Origin of the sequence: Streptomyces sp. Z26 (genome assembly GCF_003665095.1) — a bacterium.
In the GTDB taxonomy this organism is placed as follows: Bacteria; Actinomycetota; Actinomycetes; order Streptomycetales; family Streptomycetaceae; genus Streptomyces; species Streptomyces phytohabitans.
In genome coordinates this window covers 6,403,149-6,426,500 of record NZ_RCHV01000002.1, presented here as the reverse complement: position 1 = coordinate 6,426,500, position 23,352 = coordinate 6,403,149, and the positions used below count along the sequence as shown (strand labels likewise).

At 75.6% G+C, this 23,352-nt stretch carries 15 protein-coding genes; 6 read left to right on the top strand and 9 right to left on the bottom strand.

Features of this window, described 5'->3' with window-relative positions:
• Window positions 1-251 precede the first annotated feature (251 nt).
• The 4 genes from D7M15_RS27845 to glpK all read left to right on the top strand — a co-directional run bounded on the left by D7M15_RS27845 (window position 252) and on the right by glpK (window position 6,188).
• Entirely contained in the window at window positions 252-2,591 is a 2,340-nt protein-coding gene (locus D7M15_RS27845; protein ID WP_121521540.1) for a glycoside hydrolase family 31 protein, read from the top strand.
• Between the two features lie 77 nt (window positions 2,592-2,668).
• Window positions 2,669-3,571 carry a M15 family metallopeptidase gene (locus D7M15_RS27840; RefSeq protein ID WP_121520015.1) on the top strand — a complete coding sequence of 301 codons (903 nt, stop codon included), beginning with the start codon at window positions 2,669-2,671 and terminating at the stop codon, window positions 3,569-3,571.
• A gap of 363 nt (window positions 3,572-3,934) precedes the next feature.
• Entirely contained in the window at window positions 3,935-4,669 is a 735-nt protein-coding gene (locus tag D7M15_RS27835) for an MIP/aquaporin family protein (protein WP_121520014.1), read from the top strand.
• 16 nt (window positions 4,670-4,685) lie between these two features.
• Window positions 4,686-6,188: a glycerol kinase GlpK gene (glpK, locus tag D7M15_RS27830; protein ID WP_121520013.1), complete on the top strand. Its 1,503-nt coding sequence runs from the start codon at window positions 4,686-4,688 to the stop codon at window positions 6,186-6,188.
• Window positions 6,189-6,249: 61 nt separating this feature from the next.
• Here glpK and D7M15_RS27825 read toward each other — a convergent pair whose 3' ends face one another.
• From D7M15_RS27825 to D7M15_RS27810, 4 genes are read right to left on the bottom strand one after another with little or no spacing between them, the layout of a single operon-like run.
• Window positions 6,250-6,876, bottom strand: coding sequence for an ATP/GTP-binding protein (locus tag D7M15_RS27825; protein ID WP_121520012.1), 627 nt, complete (start codon window positions 6,874-6,876; stop codon window positions 6,250-6,252).
• A complete protein-coding gene (locus tag D7M15_RS27820; protein WP_121520011.1) occupies window positions 6,857-7,261 on the bottom strand; it encodes a DUF742 domain-containing protein in 405 nt (134 codons plus the stop codon). Before D7M15_RS27820 ends, D7M15_RS27825 begins: the two co-directional genes overlap by 20 nt.
• A gap of 27 nt (window positions 7,262-7,288) precedes the next feature.
• On the bottom strand, window positions 7,289-7,726 hold the full coding sequence (locus D7M15_RS27815; RefSeq protein ID WP_121520010.1) for a roadblock/LC7 domain-containing protein: 438 nt from the start codon (window positions 7,724-7,726) through the stop codon (window positions 7,289-7,291).
• Window positions 7,723-10,488 (bottom strand): nitrate- and nitrite sensing domain-containing protein, encoded by a 2,766-nt coding sequence (locus D7M15_RS27810; RefSeq protein WP_121520009.1) that lies wholly within the window; start codon window positions 10,486-10,488, stop codon window positions 7,723-7,725. The genes D7M15_RS27815 and D7M15_RS27810 overlap by 4 nt, the downstream gene beginning before the upstream one ends.
• A gap of 236 nt (window positions 10,489-10,724) precedes the next feature.
• Between D7M15_RS27810 and D7M15_RS29280 the strand changes: the two genes are divergently transcribed.
• Entirely contained in the window at window positions 10,725-11,129 is a 405-nt protein-coding gene (locus D7M15_RS29280) for a hypothetical protein (protein WP_240649532.1), read from the top strand.
• On the opposite strand, the gene D7M15_RS27800 is transcribed toward D7M15_RS29280, so the two are convergent.
• The 4 genes from D7M15_RS27800 to D7M15_RS27785 all read right to left on the bottom strand — a co-directional run bounded on the left by D7M15_RS27800 (window position 11,095) and on the right by D7M15_RS27785 (window position 19,822).
• Window positions 11,095-15,669: a hypothetical protein gene (locus tag D7M15_RS27800; protein ID WP_121520008.1), complete on the bottom strand. Its 4,575-nt coding sequence runs from the start codon at window positions 15,667-15,669 to the stop codon at window positions 11,095-11,097. The genes D7M15_RS29280 and D7M15_RS27800 overlap by 35 nt on opposite strands.
• A gap of 161 nt (window positions 15,670-15,830) precedes the next feature.
• On the bottom strand, window positions 15,831-16,739 hold the full coding sequence (locus D7M15_RS27795) for a hypothetical protein (RefSeq protein WP_240649530.1): 909 nt from the start codon (window positions 16,737-16,739) through the stop codon (window positions 15,831-15,833).
• The gene (locus tag D7M15_RS27790) at window positions 16,736-18,295 is read right to left on the bottom strand and encodes a hypothetical protein (RefSeq protein ID WP_240649529.1); all 1,560 of its coding nucleotides are present in this window, start codon (window positions 18,293-18,295) and stop codon (window positions 16,736-16,738) included. The genes D7M15_RS27795 and D7M15_RS27790 overlap by 4 nt, the downstream gene beginning before the upstream one ends.
• 51 nt (window positions 18,296-18,346) lie before the next feature.
• Entirely contained in the window at window positions 18,347-19,822 is a 1,476-nt protein-coding gene (locus D7M15_RS27785) for a HEAT repeat domain-containing protein (RefSeq protein WP_121520006.1), read from the bottom strand.
• 292 nt (window positions 19,823-20,114) lie between these two features.
• Here D7M15_RS27785 and D7M15_RS27780 point away from each other — a divergent pair, with 292 nt between their 5' ends.
• On the top strand, window positions 20,115-21,653 hold the full coding sequence (locus D7M15_RS27780; RefSeq protein WP_121520005.1) for a SpoIIE family protein phosphatase: 1,539 nt from the start codon (window positions 20,115-20,117) through the stop codon (window positions 21,651-21,653).
• Window positions 21,654-21,795: 142 nt separating this feature from the next.
• Here the strand turns inward: D7M15_RS27780 and D7M15_RS27775 are convergent, their stop codons facing one another.
• Window positions 21,796-23,295: a hypothetical protein gene (locus D7M15_RS27775; RefSeq protein WP_121520004.1), complete on the bottom strand. Its 1,500-nt coding sequence runs from the start codon at window positions 23,293-23,295 to the stop codon at window positions 21,796-21,798.
• Window positions 23,296-23,352 lie beyond the last annotated feature (57 nt).

Below are 23,352 nucleotides of genomic sequence, written 5' to 3'. Positions count from 1 at the left end.
CGTGGCGGGCACCAGTGGCGAAGCCGGTCGCCGGGGGGTGTGTACGGCGCGGTGGCGGGGCACGTTGCCGTACGGGGGCGGGGTGCCGGGTGGGCGCCCGGCCCGAAGTACCGTGCGGGGCCTCGGAGTTCTGGAGATTTGCCACTGGGCAGGCGGACACCTCGGCCGGAAAGCGGCGCCCAGGCGAGACGTGGGTGAACGCACGTTGAACGATGCTCCACCGGATCGTCGCGAATGGCAGGCTGAGCAGCATGGATGCGCGTGGCCTGGTGCGGTCGGCAAGAGTGGTGGGCGCGGCTCAGGGCGTACGTGCCCTCCGGTCCGCGTGGCGCCGCAGCCGTACGGACGCGGACGGTCTCCCCCGTACCCGCCCCGAACGTGCCCGCGTGCCGGGTCCCGCGCGGGGCGCGGAGCCGCGCCCCGGGGGCGGGGTGATCCACTTCGCGCGGTCGTCGCTGCGGGTGCGGGTGGCCGTGGGCGGCGCGGTGTTCTGCGGCTGGGACGGGGCCGGGCCGGAGCCGTCGTACGCGCTGGCGGGCGGCTGCCCGGAGCCCGATCCGCGGGCCGGGCTGGAGCCGGACATGGACGGCGGCTGGCGGGTGGTGTCCGAGCGGGTCATGGTGACGGTGTCGCGGTTCGGGGCGGTGGAGCTGCGTACGCCGGGTGGCGCGGTGCTGCGCAGCGATCTGCCGCCGTGCTGGTGGGGGCCGGAGGACGGGTCCTCGGTGACGCGCTGGGTGCAGCGTTCGCGGGTGGCGCCGGACGCGCGGTTCTTCGGGCTCGGCGGCCGTACGGCGGGGCCGCGGCTGCCGGACGGCACGTACCGGCTGTGGAACACGGGGCCGGGCCCGTTCGAGCGGGGTGACGACCCGCTGTACATCACGATGCCGGTGCAGTTCGTCGTCGCGGACGCGGGCAGTCATCTGGTGTTCCACGACAACAGCTGGGACGGCCGGGTGCAGTTGCGCCAGGGTGACGTCGGCGCCGGTTCGGGCCACGACCGGCCGGGCCGGTGCGAGCTGCGGATGAGTGGCGGCCCGCTGCGGTACTGGGTGGTGGCCGGGGCGCCCGCGCGTGTCCTGCGCGGCTGGACGGCGCTGACCGGCGCTCCCGCGCTCCCCCCGCACTGGGCGCTGGGGCACCAGCACGCGCGGTGGGGCTTCGGCACGGAACGGGAGGTACGCCGGATCGCCGCCGGGTACCGGGAGCGGGGGCTGCCGCTGCGGGCGCTGCACCTGGACATCGACCACCTCGACGGGCACCGCGTGTTCACCGTCGACCGGCGGCGCTTCCCGGACCTGCCGGGGCTGGCGTCCGAACTGCGCGGGCGGGGCACGCGGTTGGTGTCGATCGTCGACCCGGCGGTGAAGGCCGAGCCGGGCGACGCGGTGTACGACGCGGGGACCGCCGTGGACGCCTTCGTGCGCGACGGGCGGGGCCGTGAGGTGCACGGCGTGACGTGGCCGGGCCGTACGGCGTTCCCCGACTTCACGGACCCGAAGGTGCGCAAGTGGTGGGGGCAGCTGTACGCGGAGCGGCTGGCGCAGGGCTTCGCCGGGGTGTGGCACGACCTGAACGAGCCCACGTCGTTCGCCGCGTTCGGCGAACCGACGCTGCCGCGTTCGTCCCGGCACGCGCTGGAGGGGCGCGGTGGCGACCACCGGGAGGCGCACAACGTGTACGGGCTGGCGATGGCGGAGGCGGCGTACCACGGGCTGCTCGAACTGCGTCCGGAGCAGCGCCCGTTCCTCTTCTCGCGGTCCGGCTGGGCGGGCATGCAGCGGTACGGCGGCGCCTGTTCGGGGGATGTGACGACGGGCTGGTCGGGGTTGCGGGCGTCGCTGTCGCTGGCGCTCGGGCTGGGGTTGTGCGGCGTGCCGTACTCGGGGCCGGACGTGGGGGGCTTCACGGGGACGCCGTCGCCGGAGCTGTACCTGCGCTGGTTCCAACTCGGCGCTTATCTGCCGCTGTTCCGTACGCACGCGGCGAAGCTGGCGGGGCGGCGCGAGCCGTGGGAGTTCGGCCCGGAGGTGCTGGAGGGCGCGCGGGCCGCGCTCGCCCGCCGGGAGGAGCTGCTGCCGTACTTCGTGACGCTGGCGCATCTCGCGCACCGTACGGGCGCCCCGTACGTGCGTCCGCTGTGGTGGCAGCACTCCCGGGACCGGGCGCTGCGCGACTGCGACGACGCGTTCCTGCTGGGGGACGCGCTGCTGGTGGCGCCGGTGCTGGAGAAGGGGGCGCGGCGGCGTTCCGTACGGCTGCCGCGCGGGCGCTGGTACGACACGGCGACGGGGCGGGCGTACGAGGGGCCCGCGCGCGTGGAGCTGGACGCGCCGCTGGGGCGGGTGCCGGTGCTGGCGCGCGCGGGGGCGGCGATCCCGGTGGTGGGGGCGGACGGCGGGATCGAGCTGGAGGTGTGGACCCCGGCGCGGGGGCGCAGCGGCACGGGTCTGCTGATACGGGACGCGGGGGACGGCTGGGAGGTGCCCGAGGCCGAACGGCTGACCGTGCGGGTGGCGGACGACGGCGCGCCGGTGGTGACGCGGGAGGACGGCCGCCGGGTGGACTACCCGCTGCGGGTGCGCGGCTGACGTACGTACGGGGCGGCGGCGGGGGTGCGTACGTCGTGCCTCTTCCGCGCGGGGGGCGGCTGCGGTAGGCAGTGGGGATGCCTCGTCCCCTGCCCCTCGCGGGCCGCTCCCCCGCCGCCTCCGCCGTCCCGTCCGTCGCCCGTGTGCTGCGCCGTCTCGCGCTCGGCGCGACCGCCGCCGCCCTGCTCGCGTCCCTCACCCCCGCTCCGGCGGGCGCCGCCACGGCGTCGACCGCCCGGGACGGGGCGGGTGGTACGAGCCGTGCCGGGGAGCCGCGGGCGCCCCGGGAGTTCGTGGCGCTGCGCGACGTGGCCCCGACGGTCCGCCAGGAGATCCGCTACTTCACCCGCCACGACTTCGTCGGCGAACGCGTCGACGGCTACCGCCAGCCGCTGTGCCTCCTCACCCGGGACGCGGCCCGCGCCCTGCGCACGGCGCAGCGGCAGTTCCTGCGGCAGGGCTACACGTTGAAGGTGTACGACTGCTACCGCCCGCAGCGCGCCGTCGACCACTTCGTGCGCTGGGCGGAGGACCTGGACGACCAGCGGATGAAGGGCGAGTTCTACCCGCGCGTCGACAAGTCCCGGCTGTTCGAGGACGGTTACATCGCGGAGCGGTCGGGGCACAGCCGCGGCAGCACCGTCGACCTGACGCTCGTACGGCTCCCGGGACTGCCCACCCGCCCGTACGTGCCCGGGGAGCCGCTGACGCCGTGCTACGCGCCGCGGGAGCTGCGTTTCCCGGACAACTCCCTGGACATGGGCACCGGTTACGACTGCTTCGACACCCTGTCGCACACCCTCGACCCCCGGATCAGGGGCGAGCAGCGCGCCAACCGGCTGCTGCTCAAGCGCGGGCTGGAGGCGGTGGGCTTCGAGAACTACGCGGCCGAGTGGTGGCACTACACGTTCACGCCGGAGACGTTCCCCGACACGTACTTCGACTTCCCGGTCTCGCGCCGCTCCCTGGGCGGGCGCTGACGGCGGGGGTCGCGCGGGTCCTCCCGTACCGCCTCCCCCACGCGTACGACGGCGGCGCCGGAACCACCCCCGTCGGCCCCGGCGCCGCCGTCACCTACAAGGGACGCCGGTTTCCCGGCGCCGGTTCGTGCTCGGGCCGACTTCCGTCCGCGACGGCCGCGCCGGCCGCGCCGGGCCGGGCCCGCCCGGTGTCTTGACGGCCCGTCAGACGGGATGAACACTGCGTCCACGCTCGACGCGGCGGCCGGGCGGGGACGGCGGACACCGGCGTCCCCGCCCGCGGCCGTTCCGCGACCACGCGCGCAATCACCCTTCAGGGACGTCCGGGGCCGCCACCCCGGGCGAGGGCACTAGGGAGCCGCTATGGAGCAATTCTCGAACGGGGACATCTTCGCGGGGGAGGTCATCGGCACCGCGATCCTGATCCTCTTCGGCGCGGGCGTCTGCGCCGCCGTCACCCTCCGGCACTCGAAGGCGAAGGACTCAGGCTGGATCGTCATCGCGTTCGGCTGGGGCTTCGGCGTCCTAGCCGGTGCGTACACCGCCGCGCCGCTGTCCGGCGGGCACCTCAACCCGGCGGTGACGCTGGGCATCGCGATGGACGGCGGCGGGTGGGGCAAGGTGCCGGTGTACGTCGCGGGGCAGCTGGTCGGCGCGTTCATCGGGGCCGTACTGACCTGGGTGGTCTACTTCGCGCAGTTCGCCGCCAACTCCGACACGAAGCACGCGCAGCCGACGCTCGGCATCTTCTCCACCATCCCGGAGATCCGGAACCCGGTGGCGAACCTGCTGACCGAGGTCGTCGCGACCGTCGCGCTCGTGCTGCCGCTGCTCGCGTTCGGGCTGACGAAGGGGCTGGGCGAGTCCGGTACGGCGGTGCTGATGGTGGCGTTCGTCGTCGTCGGCATCGGCCTGTCCCTCGGCGGGCCGACGGGCTACGCCATCAACCCCGCCCGCGACCTGGGCCCCCGCCTCGCGCACGCGGTGCTGCCCATCCCGCACAAGGGCACCTCCGACTGGGGCTACGCCTGGGTCCCCGTGGCGGGCCCACTGATCGGGGCGGCGCTCGCCGCCGGCATCTTCCGACTCGCCTTCTGAGCAAGGGACGCACCCCATGACGGACAGTTACGTCGCGGCGATCGACCAGGGCACGACCTCCAGCCGCTGCATCATCTTCGACCGGGGCGGCGCCCTCGTCGCCGTCGACCAGCAGGAGCACCGGCAGATCTTCCCGAAGCCCGGCTGGGTCGAGCACGACGCCGCCGAGATCTGGACGAAGACCCAGGAGGTCGTCGCCGGGGCGTTGGCGCGGGCGGGCCTGCGGGCCGACCAGCTGTCCGCCCTCGGCATCACCAACCAGCGGGAGACCACGCTCCTGTGGGACCGGGCGACCGGCGAGCCCGTGCACAACGCCGTCGTCTGGCAGGACACCCGTACGTCGGCGCTCTGCGCGGAACTGGGCGGCGAGGAGGGCCAGGACCGCTTTCGGGAGCGGACCGGGCTGCCGCTCGCCAGCTACTTCTCCGGGCCGAAGATCGCCTGGCTGCTGGACCACGTGCCGGGGCTGCGGAAGCGCGCGGAGGCGGGCGGCATCGCGTTCGGCACGATGGACTCCTGGCTGATCTGGAACCTCACCGGCGGCACCGACGGCGGCGTCCACGTGACCGACGTGACCAACGCGGGCCGCACGATGCTGATGGACCTGGAGACCCTCCAGTGGGACCCGTCGATCCTCGCGGCGATGAACGTGCCCGAGTCGGTCCTCCCGGAGATCCGTCCGTCCGCCGAGGTGTACGGCACGGCCGTGGGCGTCCTCGCGGGCGTGCCGGTGGCGTCGGCGCTCGGCGACCAGCAGGCGGCGGTCTTCGGGCAGACCTGCTACGGCGTGGGCGAGGCGAAGAACACGTACGGCACCGGCTCGTTCCTGCTGCTCAACACCGGCACCCGGCCGGTCGCGTCGCGGAACGGGCTGCTGACGACGATGGGCTACCAGCTCGGCGGCGAGCAGCCCGTGTACTGCCTGGAGGGGTCCATCGCGATCACCGGGGCGCTGGTGCAGTGGTTCCGGGACCAGTTGGGGATCATCTCGTCGGCGGAGGAGATCGAGCCGCTCGCGGCGAGCGTCGACGACAACGGTGGCGCGTACATCGTCCCGGCCTTCTCCGGCCTCTTCGCGCCCTACTGGCGCGCGGACGCGCGCGGCGTCGTCACCGGCCTCACCCGCTACGTCACGAAGGCGCACCTGGCGCGGGCCGTGCTGGAGGCGACGAGCTGGCAGACGCGGGAGGTGGTCGACGCCATGTACGAGGACTCGGGCGTGCGGATCACCACCCTCCGCGTCGACGGCGGCATGACCGCCAACGGCCTGCTGATGCAGCACCAGTCGGACGTCCTCGGCGTACCGGTGACCCGGCCGGTGGTCGCCGAGACCACGTGCCTGGGCGCGGCGTACGCGGCGGGGCTGGCGACCGGCGTGTGGTCGGACCTCGACGAGCTGCGGGCGCACTGGAGGCGCGACGCGGAGTGGACCCCGCGGATGGACGCCGGGGAGCGCGAGCGGGAGTACGCGAACTGGCGCCGGGCCGTGGAACGCAGCTTCGGCTGGCAGGAGGAGTGAGGCGCGGCCGGCGGCGCGTGGCCGCCCGCCGGGACCCGGCCCGCGCCCGTCCCCCGTACGGTCAGGGGGCGGGCGCGGGCTGGTTCCGTGCCACCGCCGTGCGCATGGCGTGCTCCACGACCATCAGCAGCACGTCGCGCGCCGAGTCGCGCTCCCGCGCGTCGCACAGCATCACCGGCACGCTCTCCGCGAGGTCGAGCGCCCGCCGTACGGTCTCCACGGGGTAACGGTCGGCGCCCTCGAAGCAGTTGACGCCGATCGCGAAGGGGATGCCGCGCCGCTCGAAGTAGTCGATCGCGGCGAAGCAGTCCTCCAGGCGCCGGGTGTCGGCGAGGACGACGGCGCCCAGCGCGCCCTGCGCCAGCTCGTCCCACAGGAACCAGAACCGGCTCTGGCCGGGGGTGCCGAAGAGGTAGAGCAGCACCTTCTCGTTGATCGTGATGCGGCCGAAGTCCATCGCGACGGTGGTCGTCGCCTTGGCCTCGACACCGCTCGTGTCGTCGAGGGCGCGGCCCGCCTCCGTCAGCGCCTCCTCCGTACGCAGCGGTCTGATCTCGCTGACGGAGCCCACGAACGTCGTCTTGCCGACGCCGAAGCCTCCTGCCACCAGCACCTTCAGGGTGACGGGCTCGTTCACGGCGGCTTCCGCCTCCTTCGCCCGGCTGCGCTCAGAGCGCCCGAAGACCATTGATCACCTCGCGCAGTATGTCCTCGTCCGGCAGCTCGGCCGGGGGGACGGGGCGGGTGACGCGGACCAACTCCGCGTCGATGAGATCACCGATGAGGACGCGTACGACGCCCACCGGGAGATCGAGTTCCGCGGCCAGTTCGGCGACCGACTGCGGGGTGCGGCGGACCCGCGTGACGATGTCGACGTGCTCCGGGGCGAGCGTGTGGTCGTCGATGTCGTCACCGGCCTCCCATGCGGCCGAGCCGTCGCCCGCGCTCTCCGCGAGGACGAGCGCGATCAGGTCGAGCCGCGCGTCGGAAGCGCCGCTCCGGGTGCGACCACGCGTCATGGCGTACGGCCGTACCACCGGCCCTGCCGCGTCGTCGAACCAGCGGTCCGTCATGGGAGCCCCCCGCCCGCCGACTGCCTGTCAGCCTCTGCCCGGCGGACCGGAGCGGGGAGCCGTCCGCAGATGGACGCCGACGCGCTTGACCAGGAGCGTCATCTCGTACGCGACCTGGCCGACGTCGGACTCGGAGTCGGCGAGGACGGCCAGGCAGCTGCCGTCCCCGGCGGCGGTGACGAAGAGGAACGCGTCCTCCAGCTCCACCACCGTCTGGCGGACGTCGCCCGCCTCGAAGTGCCGCCCGACGCCCTTGGCCAGGCTGTGGAAGCCGGACGCGACCGCGGCCAAATGCTCGCCGTCCTCGCGGGTGAGCCCCTCCGAGCTGCCGCGGGCGAGGCCGTCGCCGGAGAGGACGAGTGCCTTGCGGATGCTGGTGACGCGCTGGACCAGCTCGTCCAGCAGCCAGTTGAGGTCGTCCCCGCCGCCCGTGCCGCCGTACGAGCCCCCCATGGGACCGGTCATCGGTCTTCCCCCTCCGGTGTGGTGCCTGTTCGTGGTTCCGCCGCGGCGTTCCGCAGCGGGTCGCCGCTCTCACGGCGTCCCCGCTGCCAGCCGCGTTGCATCGACGCCATCCGGCTGCGGACCTTCCGGGCGTCGCGTTCGTCGTCCGCGTCGGTGCGGGCGTCCCCGGCGTCGTCCGCCGTGGCGCCGTCGCCCGGTGCGGGGGACGGGGCCTCGGCGCGCAGCTGCGGGGCGATGCTGGCCTGCCGTACGCGGCGCGGGAGGCCGCCGAGGGCGGCCGATCCGCCGCCGCCACCCGGGCCGCCGCCGCTGGGGGCGTCGTCCGGCACGGCGTCGGTTCCGGGCCCCGGGGCGGGGTCGGGTACGGGCGCCGGGCCGCCGCCGTCGGCGTCCGGGTCGCGCCGCTGCTCGGGGGGCCGCCGGTCCAGGGGCCGCCGCCGGTCGTCGACGGGGCGGCCGTGGTCGGAGACGAGTACGGGGGCGCCGCGGCGGCGGCTCGGCAGCGGCGCCGGTCCGTCGGCGGCGCGGGCCGGGCCCTCGGGTTCGCGTGCCCGTGCGGGGCGGCCGTTCGCGGCGGGGTCCGCGGCCGCGTCGCGGTCGTCGTCGGGCTCCCGGAGGCGGTCGGCGCGCCGCCGGGCGGGGAGCTTCGGACGGGGGCGGAAGAGGCCGCCCGCACCGTCCGCGTCGTCGCCCTCGTCCGGGTCGAGCGGCGGCTCCAGCTCCACGGGGCCGTCCAGCGCGGCGGGCACCGTGCCCCGTTCCAGCAGCGGTACGGGCACCTGGGCGAGGGCCGCGAAACGGTCGTCCCCGGCGGCGCCGTCGCCGCGGGTGACGGCACGGCGCTCGTCGCGCCGCTGCTCGTCGCGGTCGTCGGTCTCGGTGAGGACCGCGCCGGGTATGAGCACCACGGCGGTGGTCCCGCCGTACGGCGACGGCTGGAGCGAGACCCGTACGCCCTGGCGCTGCGCGAGCCGCGAGACCACGAACAGGCCGAGCCGGTCGGTGTCGGACAGCTCGAACTCGGGGGTCTCGGCGAGCCGGAGGTTGGCGTCGAGGAGCGCGTCGGCGTTCATGCCGAGGCCGCGGTCGTGGATCTCCAGGGTGAAGCCGTTGGCGACGCGTTCGCCGTGCACCTGGACCGCGGTGTGCGGCGGCGAGAACACCGTCGCGTTCTCCAGCAGCTCCGCGACGAGGTGGGTGAGGTCCGCGACGGCGCTGCCGTCGACGGCGAGCTTCGGCAGCCGCCGCACCTCGATCCGCTCGTAGTCCTCGACCTCCGCGACGGCGGCCCGTACGACGTCCATCAGCTGCACCGGCTTGCGCCACTGCCGCGAGGGCGCGACACCGGAGAGGATGACGAGGCCCTCCGCGTGCCGCCGCATGCGGGTCGTGAGGTGGTCGAGGCGGAAGAGGTCAGCGAGTTCGTCGGCGTCCTCGGTGCGGCGTTCCATCGTGTCGAGGAGGGTCAGCTGGCGGTGCAGCAGGACCTGGTTGCGGCGGGCGAGGTTGACGAAGACCTCGGAGACGCCGCGGCGCATGTCGGCCTGTTTGACGGCGGCCTCGACGGCGGCGCGCTGGAGGGTGTTGAGCGCCTGCCCGACCTGCCCGGTCTCGTCCTGCGGGTAGTCGAGGCGCGGCGCCTCGGTCTCCACGTCGACCTGCTCGCCCGCGGCGAGGCGGCGCATCACGCTGGGCAGCCGTACGCCCGCCGACTCGTTGGCCTCCTTGCGGAGCGTGCTCAGGTCGCGGATCAGGCTGCGGCCCACGCGTACGGAGACGACGATCGACGCGACGACGGCGAGGCAGCCGAGGACGATGGCGACGCCCGCGCGCAGCGTGACCTCGTCGGCCTCGCTCTCGATCCGGGCCTCGAAGCGTTCGTGGGCGTCGAAGCCGAGCCGCTGGGTGTCGTCGAGGACGGCGGAGGTGGTCTCCTCCCAGCGGTCCACGCCGACGACGCGCTCGGCGTCGCGGGTGGCGGAGGCGGTGAGGGCGTCCTCGTAGCTGGCGAGGGTACGGCCGTTGGTGCCGCGCCAGTAGTTCTCGAACGGGTCGCGCTCCTCGGCGGGCATCTGCCGGAGGCTGGCGCCGTAGGCGAGGTTGCGTTCGGCGATGCGGTCGGAGAAGGCGCGCTGGTCGCCCTTGGTGACCTCGCCCGCGGCGAGCGCGGCGGCCATCAGGGCGTCCTCGCGGGACAGGAACTCGCGGGCCTGCGCGACCCCGACCAGGGCCCGCCCGTACTTCTCCAGCTCCGTGCGGTCCAGCCCGTGCAGCGAGTCGAGGAAGCCGAAGCACGGGTCGACCACGTCGTTGTACGCCTGGAACGCGCCGCCGCGGCTGAGGGTGCTGGCGTCCGTGCGGTGGCGCAGGTCCCGGAGGCTGGAGAGCACCTGGAGCATGGTGTCCAGTTCGGACTCGGCCCGGTCGTCGAGGTCGTCGCGCAACTCCCCGTCGACCCGTTCCCGTACGGTGGCGACGGCCCGGTCCGTCTCCCGCTGCTGGCGGTCCAGGCGGGTCAGCGCGTCGGAACGGCGCGGGTCCGCGAGGTGGACGAGGGTCTGGCGGCGTTCGCGCTGAAGGGCGTGGGTGACGTCGTGCACCGGCCGGTCGACCCGGTCGAGGGCGTCCGTGGACGCCATGAGGTCCGCCGCCTCGCGACTCGTCAGATAGGTCGCGAAGGCCCAGATGGACACGAGGGACACGAGCGGCACCAGAAGCAGCGCCACGATCTTCCGGCGGATCGGCTTACCGCGAAAGCTCATGGCCTCCCCTCCGTCTACCCCGCCGCCCGGGGCGTGCTCCAACAGCAGACGGCGCGAGCCTACTACTGCGCACCGGCCGAGCCGTAGGGAAGGCCCCAGGTTCGACCGGTCGTCCAGGGTGCCTCATCCTGAGTTGTCCGTCGATGCCCTGAGGCGGTATCGGTTGTGCGCCGGCGCGGGACGGGCGGTCGGGGAGGCCCGCGCGACCGGCGGTGTGAAGGGGGAGTGGAGAGAACATGTACGCGAAGCCCCGGTTGCCGGACCCCGTGCGGTCCGCGGCGGTACGGGCGGTGCTCATCGTGGCGCTGACCCTGGTGCTGCTGATGGTGGCGGTGCTGTGCTCGTACGCGGGCGTGTGGCTGGCGTTCCCGATGGTGCTGGCGACGGTGGCGGGCACCGTGGTGGCGACGTGGGGGGTGCTCGACGTGTGGGTGACCCGGCAGGTGTGGGTCCAGCGGTACGGCGTCGTCTCGGAGCCGAGCAGCGTGGCGCGGCGACGGCCGCTGGCGGGGCGGCGGGCCGCCCCGGGGAAGGACGGCCCGCCGCGGGGGGCGCAGGCGCGGAACGGGGACACGGCGCGGAACGGGGGCGCCGTGCGGTCGGGGGCTACTCGGGGCGGCGGTACATCCGCGTCGCGGTGATCTCGCCGTGCACGGTCTCGCCGTCGCCCGGCTCGCCCTCCGCGTGGTCGCGCGGCAGGCCGGGCCGCAGGTGCTCCTCGACGCTGATGTACTTCAGCCCGGCGCGGAGGTCCGCGTCGTTCCGCAGGCGGATCACGAGGGGGAACTCCGCGAGCGCCGTCGTGTCGAACAGCCCGGTGGTGTAGAGGAGTTGCACCCCGAGCGCGTCCGCGACGGCGCGCTGGAGCTCCAGCAGGTACGTGGCGTTGGCGCGGCCGATGGGGTTGTCGAGGAAGAGGGTGCCCGCGTGCCGGTGCCGGTCGCGGCCCCGGTCGTTGCTGCGGAGCGCCGCCATCGTGCAGTACAGCGCGATGGCGGCGGTGAGCAGCTGCCCGCCGGAGAACACGTCGCCCATCTGCCCGACCGGGACGCGTTCCGCCCGCAGCACCGCGTCCGGCTTGAGGATCTCCACGGACACGCCGCGCGGCTGGAGCGCGGCGTGCACGCCACGCAGCAGCAGGGACATGCCGTCGCGGCGGAGGTCGGAGTTCTTGCGGACGGCGGCCCGGGTCGCCTCGTCGATGACCTCGCCGAGCCGTTCGGTGAGGGTGGCCTGGTCGGGGTCGTCGAAGCGGACGCGCAGGAACTCCTGCCCCGACCACTCCCCCAGCCCCTCCGGCAGCCGCGACAGGCGCTGCGCCGAACGGAGCGTCGCCACCGACGACTCGACGAGCCCGCGCAGCCGGTCGACGATGCTGTCGCGGTTGCGTTCCAGCTGCTCCAGCTCGTCGGAGAGGACCCGCAGGCGCGGCGCGAACGCGGCGGCCCACGCCGCCGCGTGCTCCGGCAGGGCGGCGGCGGGCAGTTCGCGGATCTGCTGCCGGGCGGGGGTGCGGACCTGCTCGTAGCGCGTGGAGTTGGCGTGCCGTACGAGGACGTCGCCCGCCTCCCGTACGGCCTGCTCGGCGGCGGACAGGTCGGCCGCGCAGCCGCGCAGGGAGCGGCGGGACTCGGCGGCGGACTGCCGTGCCTCGGGCAGGGTGCCCGGGTACGGGTCGGGCTCCTCGTCCTGCTCGTCCGCGCCGGAGTGGGGCTCGCGCAGCAGGTCGCGGAGCATGGCGGCGGTCTCGTCGAAGCCGCCCGCGGCGTCCTCGGCGGCGCGGTGGGTGTGCCGCAGCTCGTCGAGGGCGGCGGTGGCGGACGCCGACTCGTCGTCGCGGGCGGCGAGTTCGGTGTGGGCGGCGCGCAGCAGCGTGCGGGCCTGTTCGGCGTCGGCGGGCACCAGGTGCTCGGGCAGCTCGGTGTGGGCGCCGCCGTCGGCGGGCGCGAGCCGTTCGGCCTCGCCGCGCAGTCGGCCCAGGCGTTCGCTGGCCTCGGAGGAGCGGGACTCCAGGACCTGCACCAGCGACTCGGCGCGGGCGGCGGCGGCCTGCCGGGACGGGCCGTCGGCGCCCTCCGAGCCGTCGAGGAGCTGGGCGGCGCGGGTGCGGACCTTGTTGGTGAGCCGGTCGAGGGTGGCCAGTGCCGCGCTCTCGTCGCTCTCGGCGCGGGCCTGTTCGGCGCGGAGGTCGGTGCCGACGCCGACCTTCTCGTAGAGCTGCGACGCCGAGCGGTACGCCTCGCGCAGCGCGGGCAGCGACGGTCGCGGCGAGTCGCCGTCCGCGGGCCGCTGCTCGGCGCCGTCGGGGACGCCCGCGATCTCCGCGCGTTCGGCGCGCAGCGCGCGGGCGGTGCGGCGGGCGTCGTCGGCGGCGCGCTGGGCGGCGCGGCGGTCCTCGTCGGCGGCGCGGGCCCGTTCCAGGCAGGCGGCGGCGCGTGCCTCCGGTTCGGCGGCGTCGTCGGCCAACTCCCGTAGCCGCGCCTGCCACTTGGCGCGCTCCCGCAGCCGGAACGCGAGCCCCGCCAGCGCGTCGGCGCTGCGCCGCGCACGCTGCGCCCGCTCCTGCCGTTCCTCGCGTACGCGGGCGGCCTCGGCGGCCGTCTCGTCCGCCTCCTCCCGTACCGTACGGGCCTCGGTGAGCCGGTGCGCGGCCTCCTCGGCGGCCGTGCCCGCCGCGTCGGCGGCCCCGGCCAGCTCCGGCAGGCGGCCCTCGGGGCAGCCCGCGCGCCAGGACGCGAGGCGGGCGGCGAGCTGCCGGTCGGCGGAGAGGCGGGCGGCGAGCGTACGGATCTCCTCGTCGCGGGCGACCGCCCGTTCCCGCAGCTGGGTGCGCTCGTCGTCGGCGGCGCGCTCGTCGTGCATCGCCGGGTTCGGCGGGACGAGGAACACGCCGCCGTCGCTCCCGTCCGGCGGGGGCGTCGGCGCGAGGAGGGCGGCGGCCGTGCCGACGGCGACGGCGGAACGCGGCAGCAGGGCCGCCCCGGCCAGCACCTCGCGGGCGCGGGTGTGGCTGTCCGGGTCGGTGATGACGACGCCGTCGACCAGCTCCGGCCGGGCGGCGAGCACGGCGGCGTGGTCGGCGGGGTCGACGGCCTGGGCGAGGTAGCGCCAGCCGGGGAGGGCGGGGATGCCGTGCTCACCGAGGTGGTCGACGGTGGCCAGCACGTCGGGGCCGGGCGGCAGCAGGCCGCCGTCACCGAGGGCTCCGAGCACCCGGGAGTCCTCGGCGGCGTCCGTGCGCAGCGTGAACAGCTGCCGCTCGGTGGCGGCCACGGAGGTGTCGAGCAGGTCGCGCAGCGACTCCGCGTTCCCGTCCAGCTCCTCGGGGGTGAACGGGGCGTCGGCGCCGAGGAGTTCGGAGAGGCGCGGCTCCGCGCCGAGGGCCTGCGCGGCGGCGTGCTCGGCGCCGTGCGCGGCGCGGGCGGCGTCCGCCGCGTCCACCGCGCGGGCGGCGCCCAGCTCGGCGCGGGCCAGTTCGGCCCCGGCCTCGCGGGCCCGGTCGGTGGCGCGGGCGGCGGTCTCGCGGGCCGCGTCGGCTGCGGCGACGGCCTCCTTCTCGGCGTCGCTGGCGGCGAGCGCGGCGCGGGCCGGGTCGGCGTCCGCTGCGGTGTCGTCGAGCCAGCCGGCCCGTACGGCCTCCGCGGTCTCCCGCTCGACCTCCGCGAGGCGCTGCCGCAGGTGGTCGCCCTCGCTGCGGGCGCGCTCCGCCTCGGTGGCGGCGGCGGTGGCGTCGCGGTGCGCGTCCTCGCCCCGGGTCTGGAGCAGCGCGGAGCGCTCCTCCTGCTCGGTGGCGACGCGCTCGCCCTCCTCGGCGGCGTGGTGCAGGGCCCGTACCAGCTCGGCTGCGGCCCGGCCGCGGGCGGCGAGCGCGGGGGCGGCGTCCCGTTCGGCCTCGCGGATGGCGGCGGCGACGCGCTCCGCGCGGTCGGCGGCGGCGCGGTGCTGGAGCACCGTCTCGGCGGCCTGCCAGGCGGAGTGGAGCGTACGGGCGTCGAGCAGTTCGCGGCGCTGGGCGGCGGCGGCCTTCTCCCCGGCGGCGAGGGCCAGGGAGGCGTGCCGGTAGGCCAGTTCGGCGGCCGTACGGTCGGCCCGCGCGCGGGCGTCCTCGGCGGCGGTGACGGCCCGGCCCGCCGTGTCGAGGCCCTGGGCAAGCTCGGCGGCGCGCTCGCGCTCGCGGACGGCGCGGGCGGACAGCCTGCGGGCGAGCGTACGGGTGCGGCGTTCGGCGCCCGCGTGGACGTCGCGGGTACGGGAGCGTGCCTCGGCGGCGTCCGCGATGCGGGTGAGGAGGTCGAGGGAGCCGGCGGTGAAGTCGCGTTCGGCGGTGAGTTCGGCGCGGCGGCCGAGCTTGTGGGCGAAGCCGTGCACCAGGTCGGCCAGGCCGTCGGTGTCGCGGGTGTCGGTGACGGCGCGGAGCAGCAGGTCGGTGAAGTCGGAGTCGTTCTTCACCGCGAAGAGACCGGCGGCCTCGCCCTCGTCGGCGTTCATCTCCCGTTGGTAGCGGAAGAGTTCGGGGTCGAGGCCGAGGCCGGTGAGGTGCTCGTTCCAGCGTTCGTGGACCTCCTCCCAGACGACGTCCAGGTTCGGGTACGCCTTGCCGGTCTCGGTGAGGACGTCGCGGAAGCCCTTCATGGTGCGGCGCCTGCCGCGCGCCGACGAGGCGCCCTCGGCGGCGGGCCGCATCGCCGCGGACTCCGCGACGGGCAGCGAGTCGAGGCTCATCCCGGGGCCGGGTCGGAACGCGTACCACGCCTCCGCGAACTTCCGCGGGTCGCCCGACACCTGGCGCCCGCGCCACTCGCTGACCTTGCCGACGACGACGGTCTCGCCGGTACGGGTGTGCTGCCACTCCAGCGCGACGTGCCCGCAGTCGTCCGCGAGGAGGAACTTGCGGAGGACGCCGGAGCTGGCGCCGCCGAGGGTGTTGCGGTGGCCGGGCAGCATGACCGAGAAGATCAGCTTGAGCAGGACGGACTTGCCGCCGCCGTTCTCCAGGAAGAGCACCCCGGCGGGGGCGGGGCGGCGGGGCGGGCCGGTCGGCTCGTCCTCGAAGAAGTCCGCCTGGGCGGGGGCCGGGTCGGGCACCGGCTCGCCCACTCCGCGCAGGTCCAGGACGGTGTCGGCGTAGCGCGCGCCGGCGGGTCCGATGGAGTAGAGGCGGATGCGGGACAGCTCGTACATGGCGGCGGACTCTCGTAGACGTGCGGTCGGGAACGGTTCCGGGGGCAGGGGTTCGGGGCGGGTCGGGGCGGCGGGGCGGGTGCCTCGTACGGGCGGCGGCGCCCGTACGTGCCGCGCGCGGGTGGTGGCGTACGGGTCCGCCGCGCGGCGGGCCGGTCGCGCTACCGCTCGTGGAAGGGCAGGCCCGCGTCGGCCACCAGCTCGGCGTCGCCCTCGGTGGGCGGCAGGAGCGTGGCGCTGCCGTCCCCGACGGGCACGACGCCCAGCTCCAGCAGCTCGGCCATGGCGGCGCTGCCCGCGGTGTCGCGCACCTGGAGCTGGTATCTCGCGGTGGTGCGGTACGTGCCGCCGCCCTCGTCGCCGGTGCGCTGGAGGAAGCCGGAGTCGACGAGGAACGTGACGGCCTTCGCGATGATGCCGGTCGTCGAACCCGCCAGCCGCCGCGCGTCCTTGGTCGCCCCGGTCGCGCTGCGCCGCGCGTACACCCGCCAGGCCGACTCCAGGCCGGGCGCGCCGCTGGCCGGGTCGGTGTTCTCGCCCCGCTCCTCGGCGCGCTCCTCCAGGCGGCGGCACGCCTGCCGTACGAAGCCGTCGACGCCGTTGACGGTGATCCGCCCGATGTACCCGTCGTCCGCGAGGTCCTGCGGGCGGGGGAACGCCAGGGCGGCGACGGCGAGATGGGCCAGGCCGTGCAGGAAGCGGTCGGCGGAGTCGGCGGTGGCGCGCCGGGCGTAGTCGCCCATGCGGACGGCGAAGACCGAGTCCTCCGACGCCGTCACGGCCATGCCCGCGCGTGCCGAGACCTCCAGGACGACCAGGCCGAGGCCGGTGGCGACGGCGTCGGCGAGCCGGGCGAACGGCGGTTCCTCGCGGTACCGGCGGAGGAGCCCCGCGTACTCCGCGTCCCGCGCCGGGAGCAGCTTCGGGTGCAGGCCGAACGAGACGAGGCGCGCCGCGTCCGCCGCGTCGGCGGGCGTGACGGGCGCCTCCGCCACGGCGGTGGCGCCGTCGCCACGCGGGCCGGTGCCCAGCAGGTCGGTGGGGTCCGGGTCGGTGCCGTGGTCGGTCATGCCGCCTCCGTACGGTCCGCGGCCATGCCCGCCGCGTCGAGCAGGGCGGTGCCGACGACGAGGTCGGCGCCGCCGAATTCCGGGTCGTCCAGCTCGGTGCCGTCGTCGGCGGCGAACAGCAGCCGCTGCTCCCCCTGCCGGTACGCGGTGCCGACGGACGGGCTGGCGGCGTGCACGGCCAACAGCGCGATCAGATAGGGCAGTTCGGGGTCGTCCGGGTGGCGGGCGCGGGCGTCCGCGAGCAGCCCGGACAGTCGCCGGGGCGCGTCCGGCGGCAGCTCCAGCAGCTCCGCCGCGGCGTCGAACTGCTCGCCGCTGAACCGGCTGTCGTCCGGGGTGACGACCAGGTCGGGGGCGGGCATCTCGGCGCCCAGGTGCTCGCGGGGCGCGGGCGGGGTGAGCAGCACCTCGACGAGGTCGGCCACCCGTACCGCGCCGGGGGTGCGCAGGCCGGCGCCGTGCGCGAAGAACGCGTCGGTGACGCGGACGGCGTCCTCCAGCGGCAGCGGCAGCAGCGGCGCCACCAGCTGCCCGTACAGGTCGACCCCCGCGCGGGCGGCGGGAGTCGCGAACGCCTGCCGGTCCTGCTCCGCGCGGAACAGCGGCCCGGCCTCCAGGAGTCGGGACTGGAGCTGGGTGTGGCGGCGGATGCAGTCCTTGACGATGTCGACCAGCTCGGCCGCGCGCCGCTTGTGGTCGGGGCCGCGCTCGGCGGCGGCCTCGTCGCGGGCCTTGCGGATGTTGGTGAGGATCGCGTTCTCGTGGCGGTACCGGTCGGCGACGTGGTCCAGCGCCTCGGTGATCATGTCGGGGACGGTGCTCAGCCAGTCGACGGCGCGCACGTCGCGGCGGGTGGCGTCGAGCGTGCGGCGCAGGGTCTCGGCGTACTGCACCGTGCGGTAACGCGCCTGCTCCGCGGCGAGTTGGGCGTCGGCCAGACGGCCGCGGCTGATCAGCACCTCCAGCTTGACCTCGGCGGCGATCTGCGCGCTGGTGACGTCCGTGTCGAGGGCGCCGACCAGGACGTTGACCGCCTCGTCCGTGGTGCGGAGGTACACCCCGCCGCCGGGGCCGGGGACCTCCTCGACGAGCTTGAAGTCGTAGTCCCGGCGGACGTACGCCCCGTCGGGCCCGAACGTGCCGTAGACGGCGCGGAACCCGCGGTCGACGCTGCCGACGTTGATCAGGTTCTCCAGGACCCAGCGGGCGACGCGCTCGTGCTCCGCCGCCGTACGGTCCGGTGCCTGCGCGGCGACCCGGGGCAGCAGCCTGGCCACTATCTCCTCGTGGTCGGCGCCGGTGTCGAAGTCCATGTGCAGCGTCACCAGGTCGATGGCGGCGAGCGCCACCTCGGCCATCGCGTAAGTGCCGTACTCCCCCGCCAGGTTGGCCTTGCGCACGTCCAGGTCGTGCAGCGGCGCGGTGCAGGCGAGGGCGCGCAGCCGACGGGCCAGCCCCTCGTCGGCGGCGGGGCCGGGGGCCGGTGTCGGCCGCACCGGGGGACGGGTCACGACGTGCTCGTTCACGTCGGCAACACTAAGCGCTGCCACCGACATCGGCCGAAACGGCACGGCCGCCCGCGCCGCGCCCGTACGGTACCGGGCCCGTCAGCCGGGTGTGCCCGCGTCCGGGCTGAGCCTGCCGCGCACCGCGCTCTGCACACCGGCCTGTTCGGCCGGGTCGACGGCGAGCCGCCGGAGGCGTTCGACGACGCGGGCGTCGCCCGTCGTGGCGTGTTCGGCGGCGAGTTCGCGGGTGCTCTCCTCGCAGTCCCAGAGGCACTCGACGGCGAACCCGGCCGGGAACGCGGGGTCCGTCGCGGCCAGTGCCCGTGCCGTACGGCCGCGCAGCTGCGACGAGGCCGTCTCGCGGTAGACGTGGCGCAGGACGGGGGCCGCGCACTGGACGGCGAGCCGTCCGACGCCGTCGACGAGCGGCCACAGGTCGTCGCCGTCGGGACCCTGCTCCCGCACGGTACGGCGGAGGGCGGCGAGTACGGCGTCCGCGTCGCACGGCCCGCCGCGGGTGGCGAGCAGTTGCGCGGCGACGAGGCCGAGCGCGTCCTCGCGGTGCGCCGCCCACCGGCGCGCGCGGTCCAGCGCGGCGGCGCCGCGCATGCGGGCGAACGACGCGAGCGCGGACGCGGCGAGCGGCGGCAGCGGGGCGCCGTCGTACCCGGAGCCGGGGTGGGTGGCGGCGGCCTGGAGGAGGTCGAGCACGTCGGGGTCGTCGCGCTCGGCGAGGTGCCGCAGGGCGGCGGCGCGGCAGGCGTCGGGGCCGCCGCGCGCGGCGGCGAGGAGTTCGGGCCGGTCGTCGGGTCCGGCGACGGCGGCGAGGCAGCGGGCGGCGGCGGCCTCGCGGTGCGGTCCGGCGGGCCGCGCGGTGTCCTCCTCCGCCCAGGCCAGTACCTCGCGGACGCTCCAGCCGGGGCGGGGGCCCTGGGTGTGCAGTTGGCGCTGCCAGCGGTCGAAGTTGCCGCGTTCCTGGAGGAGGCGGAGCCGTTCGGCCTGTTCGGGGTGGGCGGGGTCCTCGGCCCACAGCCGCCACGGGCGCGGTTCGAAGGCGTCGCGGGCGGCCTCGCCGAGCGCGGCGTCGCCCTCGGGAGTCGGGGCGAAGCGGGCGAGGAGGGACGGGCCGAGCGCACGCAGGCCGTCGTCGTCGTCGCGGACGGCCAACTCGTCGAGGGCCCACTGCCAGTTGGCGCCGGCCACCGCGTACCGGCGGAGGAGCCGGAGGGCGTCGTCGTCGCCGTACGAGACGAGGTGGCCGAGGACGGAGAGGGCCAGTCCGGTGCGTTCCTCGGCGCCCTCGGTGAGGACGAGGTCGTCGGGGTGGAAGAGGTGCGCCTCGATGTCGTCGAGTCCCGCCTCCAGCTCCGTGTGGAGCCGGGCGTAGTAGAGGGACCGGTGCTCGATCTGCCAGTCGCGCCGGGGGTCGCGCAGCACGCAGTGCCGCAGCGCGGCGAGCGCTTCGGCGCGCGGCGCCGCGAGGGCGTGCAGCGTCCCGTCGCCGCGGCCCCGCTGGAGGAGGCCGAGCAGGGTGCCGCTGGGCGCTATGTCTGAATCGACTGAATCGACGAACATAAGAGTCAGCATCCGGTGCGGGGTATTCGACTGGCAACGGGATTTCCGCTGACCGGCAGTCTTGCCGTTCGCGGCGGTTCTACTCCTGATCGGCGGGGCGCCGTCCAGCGGCCGCAGCCTACCTGGAACTGCGTATTCCGCCACACCGGCGAACGGCCCCACGGGGACGGAACGGGAAGCCCTTGACATATGCCGGAAGCACCACCGAATCGGGAACGGCCGAATCCCTTACGCACGGTCGCGGCGTGTGCGAGAGTCGTCACCGGCCCTCACCCCGTATCGGAGACCCGTGATGTCCTCCCACCTCGATGCGGACCGTCCGCCGGTGCAGCCTCCCCGCGGCACGCTGGACGCTCTCATCACCCAGACCCGCAAGCTGCGCGGCGGGATCGACGCGGTACGCCGTGACGCCCTGGACGAGGAGGAGGACACGTCGTCGGACGCCCGGCGGCGCTGGCAGCGGGCCCTGTGCGAGCTGGCGGTGCACCAGCTCGACGACCTCGGCGGGCAGCTCGCGCAGCTGCGCGAGGGCGTCGAGGACACCGAGGGGGCGGCGCCCCCCGGGCCGCACGGGCGGAGCGCGTTCCCCGAGCAGGGCGCGTACGGCTCCGCCGCGGCCTACGGGGACGAGCATCCCGCGGCACCCGGTGCCCCGCAGGCCGTCGGCACCCTCGCCGGCCGGGTGGGCAGCGCGGACTGGAACCTGCTGACGGACGAGGTGACCTGGTCCGACGAGCTGTTCCGGATCTTCGGCCGCACCACCGCCGACGGCCCCCTCTCCCTGGACGAACTGCCGTCCTGGGTGTGGAGCGAGGACCAGCCCGCGCTGATGGCCGCGGTCACCGACTGCCTGGTGGACGGCAAGCCGGTGGACGGCGAGTTCCGCATCGTGCGCCCGGACGGCTCCGTGCGGACGGTGCACATGATGGGTGAGCCGCTGCTCGACGCGGACGGCGGCACGGCCTCCATGTGGGCCGTGCTGCGGGACGTGAGCGCGCTGCGCCGCAGCGAGCTGGCCGTACGGGAGAGCCGCGCGTCGTTGCAGCACGAGCGGCACCTGGCGCGGACGGAGCGGCGGCTGGCGGTGGAGTTCCAGGAGTCCGTGCTGCCGCCGTGGCGCGGTTCGCTGCGGTTGCCGCACGCCTCCGGCGGGCAGCCCGGCGCGCTCGAACTGGCCGCGCACTACCTCCCGTCGGCGACGGGCGCCCTGGTCGGCGGCGACTGGTACGACGCGCTGGAGCTGGCGGGCGGCGCCACGCTGCTCACGGCGGGCGACCTGACCGGGCACGGGGTGGCGGCGACGTCGGGGATGGCGACGCTGCTCGGCGCGGTGCGCGGGATGGCCGTCGCCGGGGTGGAGCCGGGCCCGCTGATGGGCCACCTCAACCAGCTGCTGGACTCGGCCGCGCAGCCCTCGCTGGGCAGCGCCGTCTGCTGCCTGTACTCGCCCCGCACCCGCACGCTCACCTGGTCCCAGGCCGGGCACCCGGCGCCGCTGCTGTTCCGCGGCGGGCAGGGCCGCGCGCTGCCGCGGCCCGACGGGGTGCTGCTGGGCGCCACCTCCGGTGCCGGGTACGGGCAGCGCGTGGACGACCTGCTCCCCGGCGACCTGCTGGTGCTGCACACCGACGGACTGGCCCCGCGCAGCGCGGAGTTCGACGCCGGACCGGCGGGCGGGGCGCGGACGAGCACGGACCGGCTGCTGGCGCTCGCGCCCCGCTTCGCGGCGGCGCACACCGCGCAGGAGTGCGTGCGCGCGGTCGTCGAGGAGTTCGGCGACCGGGAGCGCGAGGACGACGCCTGCGTGCTGGTCGCGCGCGTCGGCGACTGACGGCCGCCCCGACCGTCGGGGCCGCCCCGCACACCACGGCGGACCTGCGCGCCCGGGGCGGCCCGCGCACGCCGTACGCACGCCCGCCCGCGCCCGTACCGGCCCGCGCTCCCGTCCGCCCCCGTGTGCCCGCTCCCGGGCGTCACACCGCCGTGCCCCGGCCCACGACCCCCTTCCGGTCCCGGGGCGCCTTGGGCAGCGCCGCCCGCACCTCGTGCCGCAGCTCATCCACCTTGGGGTGTCCGGCGTACGCGCCGGTGAGCCGGTACATCTCGCGGAGCCGGTCCCAGGTGCGGTGGGACGAGGTCTGGCCGATGGTCAGCAGCGCCAACCGCGCGTACCGGTCGGCCTGTTCGGGGTCGTCGCCGAGGAAGCAGGCGGAGGCCATCGTCAGGTAGTCGAAGATCTTCGACCGCTGGCGGCCGTCCACCCGCAGCTGGAGGGCCTTCTCCGCGTAGCGCTGGGCGGTGCCCGCGGCGGCCGGGTCGTGCTCGGCCAGGGTGCGGTACGCGAGGGCCTGCATGCCGTACAGGTCCTCCTCCTTGAAGATCTGCATCCAGCTCGGCGGTGGCACGTCGGCCCGGTCGGACGCGAACAGGTCCTCGGCCTCCCCGAGCGTCCGGCGCATCTGCTGGCCGCGCCCCATCGACGCCTGCGCCCACGCCTCGACGGTGCAGAGCATCGCCCGCGTACGGGGCAGGGTCGAGGCGCCCGAGCCGGACTTGGCGAGCTGCATCAGGTCGAGGGCGTCGTCCGGCCGACCCAGGTGCACCATCTGCCGCGCCGCGCGGGACAGCGCCTCGCCCGCGCGCGGCCGGTCGCCGCCCTCGCGGGCGGAGTGGGCGGCGATGACGAAGTACTTCTGCGCGGTGGGCTCCAGGCCCACGTCGTGCGACATCCAGCCCGCCAGCACGGCCAGGTTGGCCGCGACGCCCCACAGGCGTTTCTGGAGCGGCTCCGGGTGGTTGTACGTGAGCATGCCGCCCACCTCGTTCAACTGCCCGACGACCGCCTTGCGTTGGAGGCCACCGCCACGCGCGGCGTCCCAGGCGCGGAACACCTCGACCGAGCGCTCCAGCGCGTCGATCTCCTGCGCGCCGACGGGCATCGCCTCGTACGGGTCGGAGTGCGGGAAGCGGTAGTCGCGGACGTCGACGGCGTCGACGGCGGGTCCGAAGCGCGCGCCGACCACCGCCGGGTCCGTCCTGAGCCAGTCGTGCAGGGCACTGCTGAGTGCCGATCCTGCGGCGAGCGCGGTGCCCGCGCCCACCAAGCCGCGTCGGTTGAGCATGAGGTCCATTCCCGTGAATTCGGTGAGGACCTCGGCCGTCCGTACTGCCGCCCAGGGAAGCCCGTCCACGGACTGCCGTCGCGCCGTGCGCCCTGGTGTGCGGAAACCGAGATCCTCGATGGTCACGACACGACCGAGTCGCTCGGTGAAGAGGGTCGCCAGCACCTTCGGCACGGGATCGCGCGGGGTCTCCCCCACCTCGATCCAGCGCCGTACCCGCGAGGTGTCGGTGGCCAGTTGGGGGTGGCCCATGGCCGCCGCCTGCCGGTTCACCAGTCTCGCGAGTTCGCCCTTGGACCATCCGGCGAGGCCGAACAGGTCCGCGAGGCGGGTGTTGGGTCCCTTTGTCACGTCAAGCCCCCAGGTTCTCGGCTGAGTTGACAGTAACCGCCGGGACGGGGCGCCACG